This window comes from uncultured Winogradskyella sp. (assembly GCF_947495255.1).
GTDB lineage: Bacteria > Bacteroidota > Bacteroidia > Flavobacteriales > Flavobacteriaceae > Winogradskyella.
In genome coordinates this window covers 171,414-191,575 of record NZ_CANLYI010000005.1, presented here as the reverse complement: position 1 = coordinate 191,575, position 20,162 = coordinate 171,414, and the positions used below count along the sequence as shown (strand labels likewise).

Annotated in this window: 17 protein-coding genes; 3 read left to right on the top strand and 14 right to left on the bottom strand. The window is 32.4% G+C overall.

Features of this window, described 5'->3' with window-relative positions:
* Positions 1–93: 93 nt before the first annotated feature.
* Positions 94–1,047: a methylenetetrahydrofolate reductase [NAD(P)H] gene (metF, locus tag Q0807_RS09410; protein ID WP_299108984.1), complete on the top strand. Its 954-nt coding sequence runs from the start codon at positions 94–96 to the stop codon at positions 1,045–1,047.
* Positions 1,048–1,050: 3 nt separating this feature from the next.
* Here metF and Q0807_RS09405 read toward each other — a convergent pair whose 3' ends face one another.
* A complete protein-coding gene (locus Q0807_RS09405) occupies positions 1,051–1,887 on the bottom strand; it encodes a DMT family transporter (protein ID WP_367180241.1) in 837 nt (278 codons plus the stop codon).
* A 117-nt stretch (positions 1,888–2,004) separates the two neighbouring features.
* Positions 2,005–2,979 carry a T9SS type A sorting domain-containing protein gene (locus tag Q0807_RS09400; protein ID WP_299108979.1) on the bottom strand — a complete coding sequence of 325 codons (975 nt, stop codon included), beginning with the start codon at positions 2,977–2,979 and terminating at the stop codon, positions 2,005–2,007.
* Positions 2,980–3,310: 331 nt separating this feature from the next.
* Between Q0807_RS09400 and Q0807_RS09395 the strand changes: the two genes are divergently transcribed.
* Positions 3,311–4,006, top strand: a complete 696-nt coding sequence (locus tag Q0807_RS09395) for a hypothetical protein (protein WP_299108977.1) — start codon at positions 3,311–3,313, stop codon at positions 4,004–4,006.
* 356 nt (positions 4,007–4,362) lie between these two features.
* On the opposite strand, the gene Q0807_RS09390 is transcribed toward Q0807_RS09395, so the two are convergent.
* The 4 genes from Q0807_RS09390 to Q0807_RS09375 are packed head-to-tail and all read right to left on the bottom strand — an operon-like array spanning position 4,363 to position 7,850.
* Positions 4,363–4,878 (bottom strand): LacI family DNA-binding transcriptional regulator, encoded by a 516-nt coding sequence (locus Q0807_RS09390; protein WP_299108975.1) that lies wholly within the window; start codon positions 4,876–4,878, stop codon positions 4,363–4,365.
* Positions 4,879–4,881: 3 nt separating this feature from the next.
* Positions 4,882–5,550, bottom strand: a complete 669-nt coding sequence (locus tag Q0807_RS09385) for a bifunctional 4-hydroxy-2-oxoglutarate aldolase/2-dehydro-3-deoxy-phosphogluconate aldolase (protein WP_299108972.1) — start codon at positions 5,548–5,550, stop codon at positions 4,882–4,884.
* Positions 5,551–5,565: 15 nt separating this feature from the next.
* Positions 5,566–6,783, bottom strand: coding sequence for a 6-phosphofructokinase (locus Q0807_RS09380; RefSeq protein ID WP_299108970.1), 1,218 nt, complete (start codon positions 6,781–6,783; stop codon positions 5,566–5,568).
* 20 nt (positions 6,784–6,803) lie between these two features.
* Positions 6,804–7,850 (bottom strand): sugar kinase, encoded by a 1,047-nt coding sequence (locus tag Q0807_RS09375; protein ID WP_299108968.1) that lies wholly within the window; start codon positions 7,848–7,850, stop codon positions 6,804–6,806.
* A 148-nt stretch (positions 7,851–7,998) separates the two neighbouring features.
* Between Q0807_RS09375 and Q0807_RS09370 the strand changes: the two genes are divergently transcribed.
* Complete coding sequence (locus Q0807_RS09370) at positions 7,999–9,018, top strand: LacI family DNA-binding transcriptional regulator (protein WP_299108966.1); 1,020 nt, start codon at positions 7,999–8,001, stop codon at positions 9,016–9,018.
* Between the two features lie 57 nt (positions 9,019–9,075).
* Here Q0807_RS09370 and Q0807_RS09365 read toward each other — a convergent pair whose 3' ends face one another.
* The 8 genes from Q0807_RS09365 to Q0807_RS09330 form a co-directional block, all read right to left on the bottom strand.
* Complete coding sequence (locus Q0807_RS09365) at positions 9,076–9,840, bottom strand: SDR family NAD(P)-dependent oxidoreductase (protein WP_299108964.1); 765 nt, start codon at positions 9,838–9,840, stop codon at positions 9,076–9,078.
* A 31-nt stretch (positions 9,841–9,871) separates the two neighbouring features.
* On the bottom strand, positions 9,872–11,185 hold the full coding sequence (locus Q0807_RS09360) for an MFS transporter (protein ID WP_299108962.1): 1,314 nt from the start codon (positions 11,183–11,185) through the stop codon (positions 9,872–9,874).
* 24 nt (positions 11,186–11,209) lie between these two features.
* The gene (locus Q0807_RS09355) at positions 11,210–11,911 is read right to left on the bottom strand and encodes a FadR/GntR family transcriptional regulator (protein ID WP_299108960.1); all 702 of its coding nucleotides are present in this window, start codon (positions 11,909–11,911) and stop codon (positions 11,210–11,212) included.
* A gap of 148 nt (positions 11,912–12,059) precedes the next feature.
* Complete coding sequence (locus Q0807_RS09350; protein WP_299108959.1) at positions 12,060–12,968, bottom strand: polysaccharide lyase family 7 protein; 909 nt, start codon at positions 12,966–12,968, stop codon at positions 12,060–12,062.
* A 17-nt stretch (positions 12,969–12,985) separates the two neighbouring features.
* Positions 12,986–13,864 (bottom strand): PKD domain-containing protein, encoded by an 879-nt coding sequence (locus Q0807_RS09345; RefSeq protein ID WP_299108957.1) that lies wholly within the window; start codon positions 13,862–13,864, stop codon positions 12,986–12,988.
* Positions 13,865–13,888: 24 nt separating this feature from the next.
* Positions 13,889–15,331, bottom strand: a complete 1,443-nt coding sequence (locus Q0807_RS09340) for a RagB/SusD family nutrient uptake outer membrane protein (protein ID WP_299108955.1) — start codon at positions 15,329–15,331, stop codon at positions 13,889–13,891.
* A gap of 31 nt (positions 15,332–15,362) precedes the next feature.
* A complete protein-coding gene (locus Q0807_RS09335) occupies positions 15,363–18,482 on the bottom strand; it encodes a SusC/RagA family TonB-linked outer membrane protein (protein WP_367180240.1) in 3,120 nt (1,039 codons plus the stop codon).
* 338 nt (positions 18,483–18,820) lie between these two features.
* Complete coding sequence (locus Q0807_RS09330; RefSeq protein ID WP_299108953.1) at positions 18,821–20,158, bottom strand: RagB/SusD family nutrient uptake outer membrane protein; 1,338 nt, start codon at positions 20,156–20,158, stop codon at positions 18,821–18,823.
* Positions 20,159–20,162: the final 4 nt, after the last annotated feature.

Sequence of the window (20,162 nt, the reverse complement as noted above, 5' to 3'; positions counted from 1 at the left end):
ATTATGATTGTAGACCTTGCAGGTTTCAAAAACCTTGCAGGTCAATAAATAAGATTAAACATTAAAGAGATACCTGCTTTCGCAGGCAATAGTATGAAAGTAACAGAACACATCAAAAACGCTAACGGAAAAACGCTATTTTCCTTTGAAATAATTCCACCAAAAAAAGGAAATAGCATTCAGCAACTCTATAATAATATTGAGCCTTTAATGGAATTCAATCCGCCTTTTATAGATGTTACCACCTCGCGAGAAGAATATCTATATATTGAGAAAGAAGGTCTTTTGGACCGAAAAATTACACGTATGCGACCAGGAACTGTTGGTATTTGCGCGGCTATAAAGCATAAATATGATGTAGATACCGTTCCGCATGTATTGTGTGGTGGTTTTACAAAAGAAGAAACAGAATACTTGTTGGTAGATTGTCATTACCTAGGGATTAATAATGTTATGGCTTTGCGTGGTGATGCCATGAAACATCAGCAATATTTTGAAGCTTCTAATGGTGGACATCAGTTTGCAAAAGATTTAGTTGGACAAATTCAAAATCTAAATAAAGGTCAATATTTACATGATGTTATGGAAGTTGATGGCAAATCTGATTTTTGTATTGGTGTTGCTGGTTACCCAGAAAAACATTTAGAAGCACCATCTCTTAAGACCGATTTAAAACGTCTCAAACAAAAAGTAGATGCAGGTGCTGATTATGTAGTTACTCAAATGTTTTTTGATAATAATAAGTATTTTGAGTTTGTAGAAGCCGCGAAAGCAGAAGGCATAAATGTACCTATAATACCAGGTATAAAACCGCTTGCCGTAAAACGGCATTTACAACTATTACCACAAGTATTTAAAATTGATTTACCTGAAGATTTAATTGATGCTGTTGATGGTTGCAAAACCAACCAACAAGTAAGGCAAGTTGGTGTAGAATGGGCAATTGAACAGTCTAAGGAGTTACAAAAAGCAGGCGTACCAGTATTGCACTACTACTCTATGGGAAAAAGTGACAACGTAAAAGCTATTGCTTCGGAATTGTTTTAAATATTAGGCTTTTTTCTTAGTTATAACGTTTAAAGTTAAACCAGAAACAATTAATAATACACCTACAATACTCCAGATAGTGTACACTTCTTTATACCAAACTAAGCCAATAATTATTGTAAAAATAACTTCTAGATATTTTAAAGGTGCAACTTGATTTGTTTCTCCTACCTGCATGGCTTTGGTCATATACAATTGAGCAAAATAGCCAAAAACACCTAGGCTCATAAGTATCAACCATTCTTGTCCTACTGGAGTTACCCAATTATTAATGGATAACAACCCACCAATTACTGCTGAAATAATCATGAAGTAATTTACGATAACAACAGGATGATCAGCATCACCAATTTTCCGAATAAAGATATAAACGAAACCTGCAAATAAAGCTGAAGTTAACGCTAATAGAACACCTACAATTTCAACTTCACTATCATCAAAACCTTTCAGAATTAAAACACCAGCAAAGGCGATTGCAAAGAAAAACCATTGAATGGGTTTTATCTTTTCCTTTAGAATAAACAACGCAAAAAACGTTGCAAATATTGGCGCTATATATCGTAAAGAAACTGCTGTTCCCATAGCAATATATTTTATAGACATAAAAAACAAAGTCATAGAAATAAGACCAACAACACTTCGCATTATCATTAATCCACGTTTATTTCCTAATAAGGAAATCTTGTTTTTCAATAAAAATGGAATGGTAAAAAACAAGGAGCCTAAAGCTCTAAAGAATACAATTTGATAGACGCTAAAATTATTTAATGACTTCACAAAAACATTTAAAAATGTAAATGCAAGTGCACTAATTATCATGTATTGTATAGCCTTTTTCAGATTATTTGTTTTTAATTAATAGTTTCTTAATAATGTTTGCTTTTCAGTTAGCAATTTAAATAAAAAAGGGTAACTCAAATATTAAGCTACCCTTTTTGTAATATTTTAAATTGTTATTTATTCAATAACAATTCTCTTTGTTGCCGATTGAGTACCAACATTAACTTTTAATAAGTAAACACCAGAAGCCATTTCAGATACATTTAATGAATCATTAACTAAACTTGTAGTAGATAATACTTTTGAACCAAGAATATTATATAACTCTACAGAATCAATTTGTGATTGATCTACAGACTTGATTGTAATATTGTCTGTAGCTGGATTAGGGTATACCCTAATTTTAGAAGCGAAAACATCACTTACAGAAGCAGTTGGATCTGCAACTAACGAAAAATTGTCATAAAATACTTCAGTTTCACCATTAATAGATCCTAGAGATCTAACATAAACCACAGCAAAAGTATTTGTTGCAGTAAAAGAAACTGTCGTAAACGTTGCCCATTCATCAGCAGCTATGATATCCATATAACCATCAACACTTGCATCAGCAGCACCATTGGCATCAATACCATCTTCATTCATTATTTCAGTATTTAAAATATATACTTCTGAATCAGTACCTGCTGCTTCAGAACGTGAGTCAACTGAAAAAATATAATTAGCACCAATTGTAAGTCCCTCTACCTTCTGATATAAACGGCGAGAACTTCCAGTTATAGCGGGATTTCCATCGTCATATAACTTAACACCTCTTGTTCCGTTATTTCCACTACTTGTTGATCCTGGTTGTTCATCTAGAGAACCTGCCATTCCAAGGTATTTAATTTCTAAAGCATCTTCTAAAGCATCATTATCCCAAATAAGCTGATAAGGGCTATCTATTTCAACAGCTGGATCACTTTCATCCAATATTGTATTATTAGGAGTCATATCATAAGCATCTGCATTATCACCTGTACTACTTGTGTGATCATCGCACGTAGGGTTTAACATAAGATTTTGACTCCAACCGTAATTAAAACACAAACTGAACACCAATAAGATGTAAAATGTTTTTGTTTGTTTTGTAAAAAGTAGTTTTGTTTTCATAATTATTGTTTTTATTAGTTATTGTTTAAAAAAGACATACCCAACTCAATAACAGTTAATTAAGTTAAAAAATATTACTTAAATTATTGGTTTACCAAACTGGTCAACCAAATATAGGAAAAAAAACACACAATTACCCTATTAGAATAGAATTAGCAAAAAAATATCATTTTTTAACAATAAATACTAAAAATAAAGCTGATTATTATAGAGAAAGCAATAATTTAACTAAAAATAATTGAGTTCTGTATAATCCAAATTGTTGTAGGCTAAATTATTTTCTAATAGTTAACTCATTAAAAACTTTAGTATAAAAAGTAAATTAATTGTTTTGCTCGTTATTTATCTTAATATAGCAGTCATACCTGCACAAATTATTTTAAGTGCAAATGGTACCGGAAATACTTATGAAGATATCAATGCAGTTTTGGCACCTGGACAAAACGTAGTAGAAGTACAAGATTGTGCTCACACCGATTTTGGCAGACATATTGATGAATTTTTTGATACCGAATTAAATATAAATGTTTTTCGTTTTATAGCACATACAACTCAAGATAATGACCGTTGCGTAAACTTTGACCGACAACGAACGGAAATTAAAACTTATAATTCGTCTCCAGATAATTTAAAGGCTATAGAAGGAGAAACTGTTGAGTACAAATGGAAATTTAAATTAGACATTAATTTTCAGCCCTCAACAAGTTTCACACATCTGTACCAAATAAAATCAGTCAGTGGTCCTTATGCATCAATACCTCTAATAACTCTTACTGCCAGAAAAGCAACTCCTGACCGAATGGAGTTAAGATATTCTCCAACCGATAGTCAAAGCACTATTGAAACAGCAGATTTATCTCTTTTTAAAGGTCAATGGCTACAAGTAACAGAGTTAATTAGTTTTGGTAATAACGGCAGTTATTCTATTGAGGTAAAAAGCATATCTGACAATACAACAATATTAAGTTATAATAATGAAAACATGGATACTTGGCAAGATGGAGCAACTATAGCTAGACCAAAATAGGGAATATACCGAAGTCTAAATAACGTAAGTAATCTAAGAGATGAAAATATTCTATTTAACGATTTTAGTATTGAAGAAATAGATTTGTTATCTAATTTTGATTTTGAAGAACAAACGGAAGAAATTAGCTTAATTCAAAATCCTGTAAAAGATATTATTTCCTTCAAAAATTTAGAATTAAACAATCTTGAAAGTATTAAAATATATAATAGTACAGGTATAATAATTAAATTAATAAATCAACCTTCTTAGAATAAAATAGATGTTTCTAATCTAGAACCGAGCTTGTATTTTATTTCCATAATAAATGTGAAACAAAAAAGTAAGGTTTTTAAATTTATAATAGAATAGAGACTTTACCCTTTTAAAACGTTAGTTAAACTTTTATAGGATTGTTGCTTTATTTCATCGAGTGAGGAATCTGCCGTTAAATAAAGAAACTCTATAGGAAATGAATTATTCTCGAATTGTGATTTTGATTTGTTATTAGATGAAATAACAATAATCCCATCAATAGAGCCATCACTGAGACTCTTAATATAATTTAACTCTTTTGTATTACAGTTAAATGACTGATAAAATAGAATTCTATAACCTAAGATTTCAGCAGACTTTTGCAAATGGCAAAGTGAGTGCCCATAACGAGCTTGTGTAACTTCTGGTAAAATAACAGCAATAGAACCCGTTTTTTGCATTCTAAGTGAAACAGCATAATTATTAGGAACATAATTATGCTGCTTTGCTATAGTTTTAATTGTTTCTCGCGTAGCCTTACTTATCTCAAGCTTATTATTTAAAGCCTTAGATACCGTAGATATTGAATATCCGGATAAAGATGAAATTTCTTTTATAGTTACAGCTGTCGATTTCAATTATTACGATTTTAAATCACTTATTATACTTAATGCATTTCTTGTATCAGATTCAATTTTTGCTAAATCATAAGTACCATCAGCACCTTTAGCTATCAGTTTAGACCCCATACCTACGCAAGTTACACCTGCTTTAAACCAACCTTCTAGATTTTCTCTCGTTGGTGAAACACCACCTGTTGGCATAACGCTTGTCCAAGGTTGAGGGCCTTTTATTGCCTTAACAAAATCAGGACCATAAATACCACCTGGAAAAAGTTTTACAACTTCACAACCTAACTCTTCGGCTCTACAGATTTCTGTTAAAGAACCACATCCTGGAGACCATGCTACTTTACGTCTGTTACAAACTATTGCAATATCTTCTCTTAAAACGGGTGTTACAATAAAGTTAGCACCTAAAGCCATAAAACGAGAAGCAGATGCAGCATCAGTTACAGAACCAACACCCATTATCATACCAGGTAATTCTTTAAGAACCCATTTGTTAAGCTCTCCAAAAACTTCATGAGCAAAATCACCTCTTGCTGTAAATTCAAGTAAACGTGCACCACCATCGTATGTCGCTTTTATTACTTTTTTTCCTATTTCTAAATCTGCATTATAAAACAATGGAACCATACCAGTTTGTTTCATAACATTTGCAACTTCTATTCTTGTATAATTTGCCATAATATTATCTTTTATTTAATTCCAGTTTAATATTTTCTTGAAATCATATGCCTCTGGATTCGGTAAATATGCTTTCGCTTTTTCGTAATCTTTCGCTTTTAAAAAGAACAAATTCTCTATAAATAATTGTGCCATATCAGAATCGATATCTACTAATCTTGGCGGGATTTTACCATTTTCATCTTCAAAATCTTTCAAAAATAAAGGCTTTATATCTCCACTTGAGTTTGCACTAACTATACAACCCGTAACGCCTTGATCAAATAATTTTTTAACACCTATACCTAACAATGTACATAGTGTTAAATCAAATGCTATTGGATTACAACATCTTAATTCATAACCAAGTTCTACAGGTCTTGATTTTATATCCAAACCAATTTCTTTTAATTTAACTTGAAGTAAATAATTAAAGATGTGCGATTTACTCACATTCCCTAATTCTGGATGTCCATGATCATCGTAGGTAAAATTGATACCTGAATTGATAATTTCATCTTCATCCATAAAATGAAAAACACCTTCACTCACTAATGCAACACCATACTCAACACCTTCAATCTTACATTTTACAATAGATGAGATAATCATATTGATTAACTTATCAAATGTGATCTTTGTTTTGTTAAACATTTCAGGAATAATCATCATTTGAAAATGACATGCCGAAGCAATACCAAATGCTAAATGACCTGCTGATCGTCCCATTGCTGATACAACAAACCAGTTTTCACTAGTACGAGCATCTTCATAAACCGTATTACCTATTCTAACACCTTCGTCTTTTGCAGTGTGAAAACCAAACGTTGGATTTCTATCTGGCAAAGGCAAATCATTATCAATAGTTTTAGGCACATGTATATGAGCTACCTCCAAATCTTGAGTTTGAAGATATTTGGTTAGCCTATTGGCAGTAGATGCTGTATCATCACCACCAATAGTAACCAATAATTTTACATTATTATTTTTAAAAAAATTCGTTCTAAAATCACTGTCTTTAGGCTTAAATCTACTCATAATTAGAGTAGAACCACCACGACTAAAAATTCGGTCTGCATGGTGAAAATCGAACAGCTTCACGTCAGGATTATCTGAACATAAGCCTTCGTATCCATGATGAACACCAATTACCTCATAACCATCTTTTATGAAAGTTTTAGCTACGGTACTTATTACAGTATTTATACCTGGTGCAGGACCTCCTCCACAAATGATTGCTATTGATTTTTTCAAAATTCTAAAACGTATAAAATTTATCTTGCAACACGTCCAGATGCATCACCACCCATTAATTTTTCTACTTCAGAAACGGTTACTAAGTTAGCATCACCTTTGATAGTATGTTTTAAACATGAAGCTGCAACAGCAAAGTCTAATGCGTTTTGGTCATTTTCAGGATATTTTAATAATCCGTAGATTAATCCACCCATAAATGAATCTCCACCACCAACTCTATCAACAATATCAGTTATTTGGTATTGACGTGTTTCGTACATTTTTTTACCATCATATAAAACACCTGCCCAAGTATTATGAGAAGCTGAAATAGAACCTCTTAAAGTAGTAATTACTTTTTTCGCTCTAGGGAATTTAGCCATCATTTGTTTACAAACTGATAAGAAAGCTTCAGCTTTTACATCGTGTCCATGTTTATGCACATCTAAACCTTCTGGGTGAATACCAAAATGTTTTTCAGCATCTTCTTCGTTACCTAATACAACATCACAATACGATGTTAATTCAGTCATTATTTTTTCTCTATGTGCGTCATCACAGAATGTCCACAGTTTAGCTCTATAATTTAAATCTGTAGAAATAGTAACACCCATTTCACTAGCAACTTTTACAGCTTCTAAACAAGCATCTGCTGCGCCTTGAGAAATTGCAGGTGTAATACCTGTCCAATGAAACCAAGCTACATCTTTAAATACAGCTTTCCAATCTACCATTCCTGGTTCGATTTCTGAAATTGCAGAATGTGCTCTATCATATACTACTTTAGATCCTCTACTAACAGCACCTGTTTCTAAAAAATAGATACCTAAACGGTCTCCACCATAGATAATTTTATCTACTCCTACACCTCTTTTACGCATTTCCATCATGGCACACTCACCAATATCATTCTTAGGTAAACGTGTTACAAAATCTACAGGTACACCATAGTTCGCTAATGATACAGCTACATTAGATTCTCCACCACCATAAATGGCATCAAAATTGTTCGCTTGAGAAAATCTCAAAAAACCTTGTGGTGCTAATCTTAGCATTATTTCTCCAAAAGTGACTACTTTTTTCATTCTAAATATTTGTTTAATTAGTTATAAAATTGTTGTTTGGTTAATCGATTAACCAATTCATTTAAAAATAAATCAAAACTCTTCTGTTTTGATTCTTTTAGATTAAAGCATTATATTTGCTTAATCGATTAAGCAAATATATAAAAACTTGGCGAATAAAAAAAGAACAACACTAAAAGACATTGCTAATGAGCTAAATATATCACCTGCAGCTGTTTCTAAAGCTATGCATGATGATTCTCGTATTAGTGATAAAACAAAAAAAGAGGTCGAGCGTGTTGCAAAAGAACTTAATTATCAACCAAATCATTTGGCAAGTGCATTACGAAAAGGTAAAAGTCATTTAGTTGGTGTTATTGTACCAAGAACAAATAGTAACTTCTTCTCCTCGGTAATTGAACAAATGGAAGCTGTATTAGATAAAGCTGGTTATAACATTATTATAACACAATCTAACGAGTCTTTTAAAAAGGAATGCAAAAACATAGACACGTTATTATATACTCAAGTTGACGGTATTATTGCTTCTATGGCAAACGAAACTGTAGATTTATCACATTATGAAAAAATTAAATCTAATGGTATTCCGTTAATACTTTTTGATAGAGGTGAGAATGACCTTAATGTAGATTATGTAGGGATAAATGATTACGATAGTAGCCAAATAATAGTTGCTCATTTAGTTGAAAAAGGTTGTAAGCGTATTGCACATATTGGAGGTTATAGACGAACCCGAATTTTTAACAATAGAATTAAAGGTTATGTTGATGCTCTAGAAAAACATAACCTACCCATTGATGATAGTCTTATTATTGAAAGTTCATTGACTCTAGAAGATGGTAGAAACGAAATGCTAAAACTCCTTAAACTTAAAGATAGACCAGATGCTGTATATGTCGCAAGTGATTATGCTGCTCTTGGCGCTTTACAAATCTTAAATGAAGAGAACATTAACGTCCCGAATGACATAAGGCTTGTCGGTTTTGGTAACGAGCCATTTACATCGTTAGTAAATCCTTCTATTACAAGTGTAGCCCAACACAGTAAAGATATTGGAAGGCTTGCAGCAGAAAGATTCCTAAACCTTGTTTCTCAAGACGATTTAAAACAAAGCTTAAACAAAATAATCCTTGATGCAGAATTAATTATAAGGGATTCTTCAAAATAAAAAAGCGTTATTATATTCCTATAATAACGCTTTTTAAATTCTATGAATTTTTAAGTATTAGATACCTAAAGCTTGTCCTCCTCCAATTTGAATAGTTTCTGCAGTTATAAAAGCTGCATCTTTACTAGCTAAGAAAGAAATAACACCCGCAACATCTTCAGGCTGACCAAGTCTTCCTAACATAATGTTGTTTGCCCATGAAGCAAAAACTTCTGGTTTAGTAGCTTTTATCTGTGCGTGGAAAGGAGTATCAATCGTACCAGGTGATACCGCGTTTACTCTAATTCCATATTCAGCCAAATCTTTTGCTAATGCTCTTGTAATTGCATGAACTCCGGCTTTAGAAGTACCATAGATACCAGCTCCTGGTCCTCCAGCTGTCCAACCTGCATTAGATGTATAGTTAATTATTGTAGGGTTCTCACCTTTCTTTAAAAACGGTATTGCTGCTCTTGACGCAAAAAATACCGAATCAAGGTTAAGTGCCATTACAAAACGGTAAAAATCTGTAGTCATTTCTTCAAATCTAGATCTTCCACCTAATCCACCTGCATTATTTACAAGTACATCGATTCTACCATATTTTTCACCAATTTTTGTGATATTTGAAGTTACAGCTTCGTCACTTGTAACATCAAAACCAACGTATTCTGCAGTAATTCCTTCATCTGTAAGTTGCTTTACTCTTTCAGCACCTGCTTCATCCTCTATACCGTTTAATACAACAGTGTATCCATCTTGGCCTAATCTTTTAGCTACTTCAAATCCTATACCTCCAGTAGCACCAGTTACTACAGCTACTTTTCCTTTATTATCACTCATTTTAATCTATATTTATGTTAGTATTTGTGTTTTAATTTTTACTTTTTAATGGCTCAATTTTAGGACATAATATCCAAACACTTGCCACCGTAATGATTGCTAACGCAGCACCTATAATAAATGCTGGCGTGTAATTTCCTCCTGATGTTAACCAAGGTACTAAAGCTGTTAATCCAAATGCTCCTAATTTAGCAGCCATACCCGCAAATCCCGAAAGCGTTCCTACTGTCTTACCACCAAATAAATCACTTGGTAAAGTCTGTACATTACCAATAGCTGTTTGAAAACCAAATAAAATAACTGCCATTAATATTACAGCTGTTTCTGGTCCACCTGGATTTGCCATTGCTAATAAAGCAGGAAGCATAATTACACATCCAAGCGTTATTACGAATTTTCGTGTTTTATTCACTGTCCAACCAATTTTTATACGGTTTTGAGCTAATAATCCTCCAAACCAAGCACCAAGCATAGCACCAACATAAGGTACCCAAGCATAAAATCCAATTGATTTTACATCCATACCATAAACTTCATGTAGGTAAATTGGAATCCAAAAAATAAATAACCACCAAATTGGATCGAGAGCTGCAGAAGCAATAATAACTCCCCAACTTTCTTTATGGCTTAACATTTTACCAGTATCTGGATTATACCCTTCATCAAATTCTCCGTCAGCATCTTCATCCTGATTCTGTTGTCCTGTTAAAATATATTCACGCTCTTCATCTGTTATCCAAGGGTGTTTTTTAGGTGGAGACTTTACTAAAATCCACCACGGAATAAGCCATAGTAAACCTGTAATACCTACTAATATAAATATCCAATTCCAGCTAAAATAAACCGATAATAGACCAATAGTTGGGAATGCAATAATTCCACCAATAGCAGCACCAGAATTAAACAATCCTTGTGCAAAAGCACGCTCTTTTGTAGGAAACCATTCGGCATTTGCTTTTGCCGCACCTGGCCAGTTTCCTGCTTCAGCTATTCCTAATAGCGAACGGAAAATACTTAATGTAAATATCCCTCTTGCAAAAGCATGTAAAGCTGTTGCTATCGACCAAAAACCAATTGAAAGCGTAAAACCTATGCGTGTCCCAAATTTGTCGAAAATTTTACCAAAAATAGCCTGGCCAAATGCATAAGAAAATATAAACAACGTAGAAATAATTGCATAAATTTCCTTTCGCTCATCTGGTGTTTTGTTTGGATACAGATCCTTCGCAATGTCTGGCCAAAGAACAGGCAATGCTTGCCTGTCAATATAGTTTATTACGGTTGCTAAAGCGATTAAACCAATAACCCACCATCTTAAACCTTTTAATTTTTTACCTATTTGCATAATTTAATTTGAATTAAATGATTTTTAAACATTGTAACAATATTGATATAATACACTAAAATGATCCTTCATTTTTTGTTTTGCTAATTTTGGGTCTTGTTGCTCTATAGCATTGTAAATAGCTCTATGCTCATCTATTCCCTTATTTGATAAACTCTTATCACATACATGATACTTTTCAAAATTTGTAATAATCTCTGGAGTAATAGTAAGCATAAATGTATTCATTGAACTATTACCGCAAGCCTTTGCAATCGCTAAGTGAAATAACAAATCTTCCTGTACAGCGTCCTTTCCTTCCAACACTTTTGCTTCATATGCCATTAGTGCATCATGTATTTTTTCTAAATCTCGATCTGTTCTTCTTAATGCTGCTAAACGCACTGTTTTTAGTTCTAGTAAAATTCTTGTTTCAACTAAAGATTTAAAATCTGGAGTTTCTATTCTTAGGATATCGTCTATCATCCCATTCATAGCAATAACACCAATATTAGCAACAAAGGTTCCACTTTGAGGAATAGATTTTAATAACCCATAAAATTCTAATTTCTGAATTGCATCTCTAACATTACTTCTAGATACTCCAAATTTTTCAGATAGTGTTCTTTCCGAAGGTAGCTTATCTCCTGGCTCAAGATTCTTTAAATTTATTAAATCTCTAATCTTAGAAATGATAGTGTTCTGATTATCGAGTGCTTCAGTATTTGTTAACATTTCTAATTTCATAACTTAAATATTTATAAATTCTTTAATCTAATTTTTATTTGCTAAAGGTATATAAATACCGATTAATTAAATATTAGTGCTTAAAGAATTCTACTTGCACAACTAATCAACCGTAGAATTCAATAAGCGACTAACTCAAATAAACTTTTTAATGACTTACTTCTAATTCGTAAAATCTTACTTTAGCAAATGCTCCTTCATCTCTTGATTGAAAGTAATTTCCTGCCTTAAAATAATTTTCAAAAATTCCCCATTTTTTTATATGGATACTTTCGTAAGATTTATATTCATTACCATTTAATATAATTAACATTTTACCATCAGAAACCTGTACCTCTAATGTAAATTTTCTAAAACCCACTTCTTGTTCAAAATTAAATCCTTCATCATTATCCCAAGCATCTTCATGTAAAATTTCGGTATCTGACGCATTTAAGTTTTTTAAAACCTTCGATTTTATTCTTATTTTACCTTTATCCCAATAGATTTTTAAAATTGGTGGTGCGTTATTATCGTCTTCTCCAATTAAATCTCTTTGCTCATTAGTTAATCTGCCATGAATTTGCATTATAATAACGCGATGGTATTTACCTTCTGAATCTTTAGATACTTCATCCATCGCAATTTTTGCCTTCATATTTCCACCATCCTTGAATGTCCAGTTTACATTATTTTCACCTGGCACCATCTGTTCTCTTAATTCAGAACGCGTGTACTTGGTGTTTTTAGTTTTTGACTCTGTTGGCATGGCATGAAAAACAATAGCACCTTTTGTAGAATCTATGTACATATAGGGTTTTGCCACTTCATTATTTGCAAAATCTAAAATTTCAGGTGGATCTATTTCATATGGCTTTCCTTTATCGTTTGTTACTGGTAATGTAACTTTCCAATGACTTAAATCAATATCAGGCAGTTTTACTTTCTTCTTTTTCTTCTTCTTTTTCTTCTTAGTTTTTTTTACTTCTTTTGAAGTTTTAACATCTTGCGCTTGGCAATTAGTACTAATTGAAACGGTAAGAAAAACAAACAAACATATTTTAAGGTATCTTAACATATTATTAGTTTTACTAATTAATCAAGTGCTTCAATTTCAAAAGAATCTATATAAGACTCATCAAATTCATTATAAAAGAATATTGCTAACGATGAATTAGCACCTGAATTAAATACTAAAGTCCCAGAAATTAGATCATCTACACCAGCAACATCTTCTGAAAACGTAATTGCCCCAACAGTATTAGCTGCAATATCAGCTGGATCATTAGTTTCTGTTAACATTGAAACATGAAGAAGTCCATTATCATCCGTATCATTTTTAAACCTATACTTAAAGGTTAAAGAGTAAGTTTTATTAGGAGTAAACTCCGAGATTAATTGATAACCTATCCTGTCACTCCCTGGATCCGGTAATTTAGCTCCATTATTACCTTCATGATAACCGCTTGATCCTGTTATTTGGATTACTCCTCCTAAACTAGAGTTTCTCCAAACGTCCCTACTATCATTTCCATTGTCAAAACCTGGCTCAAGAATTACTGGAATTAATGTTGGTGGTATTTCTGGCTCTACTACAACTAATTCAGCCGTATATGTACTAGAAACACCTAAGTTATCAGTTGCTGTCAACGTTATAGTATATGTACCTTCTTCTGAATATATATTAGCACCATCCACACCAGTTGAGCTATTACCATCACCATATTCCCATAAGTACATTGTTGCACTTACAGATTGGTTTGAAAATGAATAGGTTAAATAATCATTACCTTCAATAATGGAAAATAAGGCTGAAGGAGGTGTTAAGTCTTCTTGAGAATTAGCATCTGGTAAATCAAAAGCTAATGAATCTATTGAAGGATCACAAGCCACAGTTACACTACAAGTAATAAGTAGTACAATAATCATTAACTTTTGCGATACAAATTTCTCTAATCTATTAATATTTTTCATTTTTTTATGTTTTAAAATTATATTCTAATAACCTGGGTTTTGGGTCATTAGTCCATCACTTAAATTAACTTCATTTTGTGGAATAGGTAATAACAAGTCTGATGCTGTAAATCCAAACCCGTTAGCTACTGAATACGCTGATAACGTAGATTCTGCTCTACCCAATCTAATTAAATCAAATAGTCTATGGTTTTCAAAAGCTAATTCTACTCGTCTTTCTAATAATAAATCATCAAGTGATATTTCCGTAACAGCATCAGTTAATCCTGCTCTATCTCTTACCTGTTGAAAAGAAGTTAAAGCGGCACCTACATTGGTTTCATTAGCACCTGCCATTATAGCTTCTACATGCATCAATAATACATCTGCATAACGCAATACAATCCAATCATTTCCCGCCAATCTTGGATTAGGGCTAATATCAAAAGTATGAGGATTTGTTGTACCTCCATCATCACCATCAGGGAAATACTTAGCACATTGATATCTCACTGAAGTTAAATGATTAGGGTCTTGTCTAAATGAATATTGTGCTCTAATACCTCCAAACTCATTTAAATCATCTACAAGGTCATAAGTTGCATAATTTACACCACTTGATGGCCCTACAGAATTCATAAATTGTGAAGAAAAGGTTTGACTATCATTTAAGCTATTAAAACCTACTGCAAAAATTATTTCTTGATTTAACTCTTGGTAAAACACATCATTAAAGTCTACCAAACCAAATGATCCGTCGTTAATAATTTTTTCACACATTATTTGTGCCTTAGCATATTCAGGGTTCTCTAAAGTAAGATATACTTTTGCTAATAGTCCTTGTGCTGCAGCTTTTGAAGCCCTTGTTTTATAAGTATTATCTAAACCAGCTTCTGCCGTTATTAAATCACTAACAATTAAATCATATATTATACTCGTATCAACTCTTGTAAACTGAGCTTCTTTTTCTAATGGACTTAAAACATGGTCAACATAAGGTAAATCTCCAAATAATCTTACTAAGTTAAAATAGGCATAGGCTCTAATAAATTTAGCTTCAGCTTCTATTGATGAAGTGTCATCACTTACATTCCCTAAATTATCTAAAACAACATTTGCTCTATATATAACTTCATAATAACTATCATAATAATTACCGACTAATCCATTTATTGGAAGTACATTGAATGACTCAAATTGACCAGCGTCAGAAAAATCATCTGGATCAGCAATTTTTGTTGCCGTGTTACCACTTCTCATCTCTGTGATGTAAAACTCATATTGAACACCGTGATTCTCATCCTTATCGAAGTCACCTACTCCTTGAATAGCGTCATAAGCACCAATTAGTGCTGACTCTAATTCTGCTGAAGTAGTATAATAATTGTTTGATGTAAGCGCCGAGCTTGGTTCTGGCTCTAAAAAATCACTACAAGATGTCACCAAAACCCCTATTAGTAAGATAGCTATATATGTTCTATATTTCATGATATATTGTATTAAGTATTATATTTTATTTTTAAAAATCTAGGTCTAACCCTAAAGATATTGTTCTATAAATTGGAGATCCACCTCGTTGGTATCCATATTGAGTAGGACTCGTTTTATCTAAGGCTTCTGGATTCCAACCTGTGTATCCATCTGCTGTCTTATACATTAGGTTCTGACCAGATGCATAAATACGTAATTTCGAAATCTTTAATTTACTTGTTAAATCTTCAGGGAAACTATAACCTATATTCACATTTCTCAAAGCGATATAAGACGCATCCTGAATAATACTATTAGTTAAATACTTATCTACTAAGAACTCATTACCATAACCAGCTTCTGAAGCGGCATCATTTAAAGTTCTGTTATTGTTATGACTAAACAAATAATGGTCACCTATGTTCCTAACTTCTGCACCATGAGAACCTTGAAACATCACTGAAAAATCTAAATTTCCAATTTTAAAATCATTACTAAAACTCCAAATTAATTCAGGATATGGATTCCCTAAAATGGTTTTATCATCAGCATCTAAAACACCATCACCATTTAAATCCTTAACTTTTACCCAACCAAATTCAGCACCGACATGTCTATAAGGTCTATCTCTATATTCAACCGGCACTTCTGACTCAACAACATAACCATAAAAAGACGAGATTGGTTGCCCTTCTTGATTTATCCATTCAGCAGGTCTTGAAGGGTCGATACTAGTAATTTGCCCATTCGAATCTGCAAAATTAACTAACGTGTTTTCGTTTGTTGTTGCAATTAAAGTAGATTGCCATGAGAATTTTTCTTTGTTGATATTTCTAGTTCGAATCTCAAATTCAAAACCTTGATTTTTCACTTCTCCTAAATTAACTAAAGCACTGTTAAAACCAGTTGTTGCAGACACAGGGTTGTTTAATAATAATTGATCACTAGTTCTTTGATACCAATCAATAGACCCTGTAATTTTATTATTTAAAAAACCAAAATCGATACCTGGATTAATCTCAATTAGTCGTTCCCATTTTAATTCTGGATTTGCAAGGTTTAATGGAGAATATCCAGTTGTTATTGTTCCATCAACAACATAAGTTGTTAAATCTAATAATGATAAATGAGGGTAATAATCTTGTAATACGTTATCTGAGCTTAAAACAGATGTACTACCCTGAGCATCTGGATTCACACTACCTGTATTTAAACGGTCATTACCTGTAACACCATAACTAGCTCTTAATTTAAGTAGTGAAACAAAATCACTATCTTCTAAAAACTTCTCTTTATGTATATTCCAACCTAGAGATGCTGCAGAGAAATTACCATACTTATAATCAGACCCAAAAATAGAACTTCCATCTCTCCGTAAACTAAGCGACATTAAATACTTGTCATCGTATGCATAAGTCAATCTTGAAATGTATGAAATCCCTCTTTTTTGCCATTCGAACCCAAATGTTTCATCTGAAATTATACTAGTTGCTCCAGAAATTTGTTGAACAACATCATTTTCAAAACCTATACCCTTAATCGTTGAGAAAAAATAATCTCTTGTTTCGATTGAGTTACCAAGTGTAACACCTATTTCATGCTTTCCAAAAACTTTATTGTAGTTTAAAAAATTATCAAAAATATAATATTGTTCTTTTTGATTTGTTTCAACCATATAAGCTTCTGTAGAAATTCTTCTAGCCAATGTCCCTAAGTAATCAGTTCTCTTGGTATCTTGAATAGATCCTGATATTGTAGTTGTAAAATTTAAACCATCTGTAATTTTGTATTTTCCATTAACACTACCAAATAATTTGAATTTTTTATCCATTCTACTTCTTTCTGAAGCTCTTGCATAAGGGTTTTGATTAGTACTATTACCAAGATTTTGAAGTTCTTCATCAAAAACACCATCTCCATTAAAATCAAATATTGTAAAATGATCTTGCCTAGCATAATCTCCTACCTGAAGACCAAAACTAGGATCCACCATCTGTAATGTATACTCATCATGATAAATTGGTAACCAAGGTTGGTGTCTTGCGACATTATGAATTGACTCTGCAAATCTATCTCTTACTGTATATGAAGGTGTAAAATTAACTCCGATAGAAAACTTATCGTTTATTTTGTTATCAACTTTTAATCGAGCTCCATACTTAGAGTAGTTATCATTTAACAATACCCCTTCATCATTGGAGTAGTTTAAACTTGCTGTATATTTTGTGCTTTTATTACCTCCTCTAAATGATAGTGAATGACTTGTAATTGCGCCACCATCAAAAAACACATCTTGCCAAGAACGATCTGTACCTGTTTGAAGCTGTGCTTGCGTATATATAGATAGTTCTCCATTTTCTTCCATTTGTTGTTCTGCCCACTCTTTTGTGGTATAACCGTAAGCATCACTTTTTCTTGCTTCTTTAAATCCCGTATAAGTATTATAACTAATTCTTGTCTTACCTTCAATACCCGATTTCATGGTAATCATTATAATACCATTAGACCCTTTTGAACCGTATATTGAAGCTGAAGCAGCATCTTTAAGAATTTCGAAAGACTCTACATCATTCATATTTAATGACCCTAAAAAATCTGAATCTACAATAACACCATCTACAACAATTAAAGGTGTAGAATCACCAGCCATTGAACCAACACCACGTATTGTAATGGTAGGTGCAGCACCTGCCTCACCATCTGTTGCTTGTATATTTACACCAGAAACTTGTCCAACCAAAGCATCATCTACTCTAGATACCGCAATCTGACCTAAATCATCATTCACAACTTTTGAAATAGCACCTGTTGTATGACTTTTCTTTTGTGTACCATACCCAATAACAACGACTTCGCTTAATGAGTTATCTGATTCTACTAATGAAATATTAACGGTCTTTTGACTATCTACAATAATAGTCTGAGTTACATAACCTATATAAGAAAACTGAAGAACATCACCTTTTACAACATCTAGTTGATAATTACCATCAAAATCCGTTGAAGTACCTCTTGTTGTTTTTAGAATAATAATGTTCGCTCCAGGAATGGGCATTTTATCTACTGCAGACATTACAGTACCACTTAAGACATATTTTTCTTGAGCAAAAATTACAATAACACAAAATAATGTGAAAATTGTAGCTAGTTTAATTTTTAAATTCATCATTAAATTTAATTTAGTGGGTTGCATGAATACAACTGTTGTATGAATAAATTATAATTGGTTTACCAGATTGGTTTACCAAATATATGTTATTTTTTTGTTAATTCAAAGTTATTTTGACTTTAAGAAGACCTAACTCTAAACCAATAATTCTTGACTACAAAATTCAATAATAATTACAGAAAATATTATACTTGATAATATTACAATCACATAAATTTCAACAAAAAAATTACCTTAAAAGGAATAAATCCATAATAAGGTAATTTTTATTTTTAATTCTATTGAATTAACTTTTTAAAAGGATATTACATAAAAAAGTTATCAAAGAAAAATCTATATTAATAACCTGTATTTTGAGTAATTACTCCACGAGTAGCTAAAATTTCAGATATTGGAACTGGGAATACATAATAATTACTATTAATCGTTTCACCCATTTCTGCACTAGCAGTTCCTGTTCTCACTAAATCGAACCATCTATGCCCTTCAAAAGCTAACTCAAGTCTTCTTTCATCAGCAATTACTTGTCTTACATCTGCTTGAGAAGTCACAGTACCCGTTAAACTATTCAATCCTGCTCTAGTTCTAATGTCATCTAATAATGGCAACACCGTTGATGCTGGTGAACCATTTTCATTTAAAGTTTCTGCATATAAAAGAATAACATCCGCTAAACGAATTTCAATCCAATCATGCTCTGTTCCTTGCCCCCCTTCTTTTGGGAATTTTATAGCCGTTAATCCATCATCAGCAAGGGTTACCGCTCTTCTTAAATCAGTTCCACCACCAGACGCATCACTTGCATCAAATGCTGCTACTAAACTTGTAGAAACAGGGTAATTTGCTTTTGGATCATCTCCAACAAACCAATTCCAAAAATCAGATCCAAAAGTATATTCATCAACTATAGAACCCGTAATTTGCGTAGAAAAAATGATTTCAGAATTCTCTATCTCATTAGCAGCACCAAAAATCTCATTATAATTTGCGTTTAACATGATCCCTGCTCCTGCAGCACCATTTACAACAGCCGCTAAGTGCGGTTCTGCACTGGCAAAATTACCCATAGTTACATAAACCTTACCTAATAGAGCTTGTGCAGCATACTTAGATGCTCTACCATCATTAATAGTTGTACTTAAAACTGCCATTGCATCAGTTAAATCGGGTATAATAACATCATTGTAAACATCAGAAGCTGAACGCCTAACTAAAACCGACGTATCAGTTAAACTAGGTGAAGCCAATAGATTAACAGTAACATCTCCAAAAACTTTAACCAATTTAAAATAAGTTAAAGCTCTTAAAAATTTAGCCTCGCCAATCTCAGTATCGTCTGAAGAATTTTCAATTACATTGTTAGCACTTAAAATTGATTTATAAGCAGCCGTATAAAAAGGGCCAAAAAACTGATCTTCCATTGCTGTTAAGCCATTATCATATTCATCAAACTCTGTATATGGTGCTTCTTCCATCAAAGCATTATCTGATCTAAATTCCCCCATTACAGCCAAAGGTGTAACAGTACCTAGTTGATAATAATATGCAGCATTTAATACACCTTCAAAATCCGTTAAAGAATCCGCACTCGCAATATTACTTGGGGATTGATCCAAATCCGTAGAACAAGAAGTTATTAAGAATAACGATCCTAATAATATATATATTTTTTTCATTTTT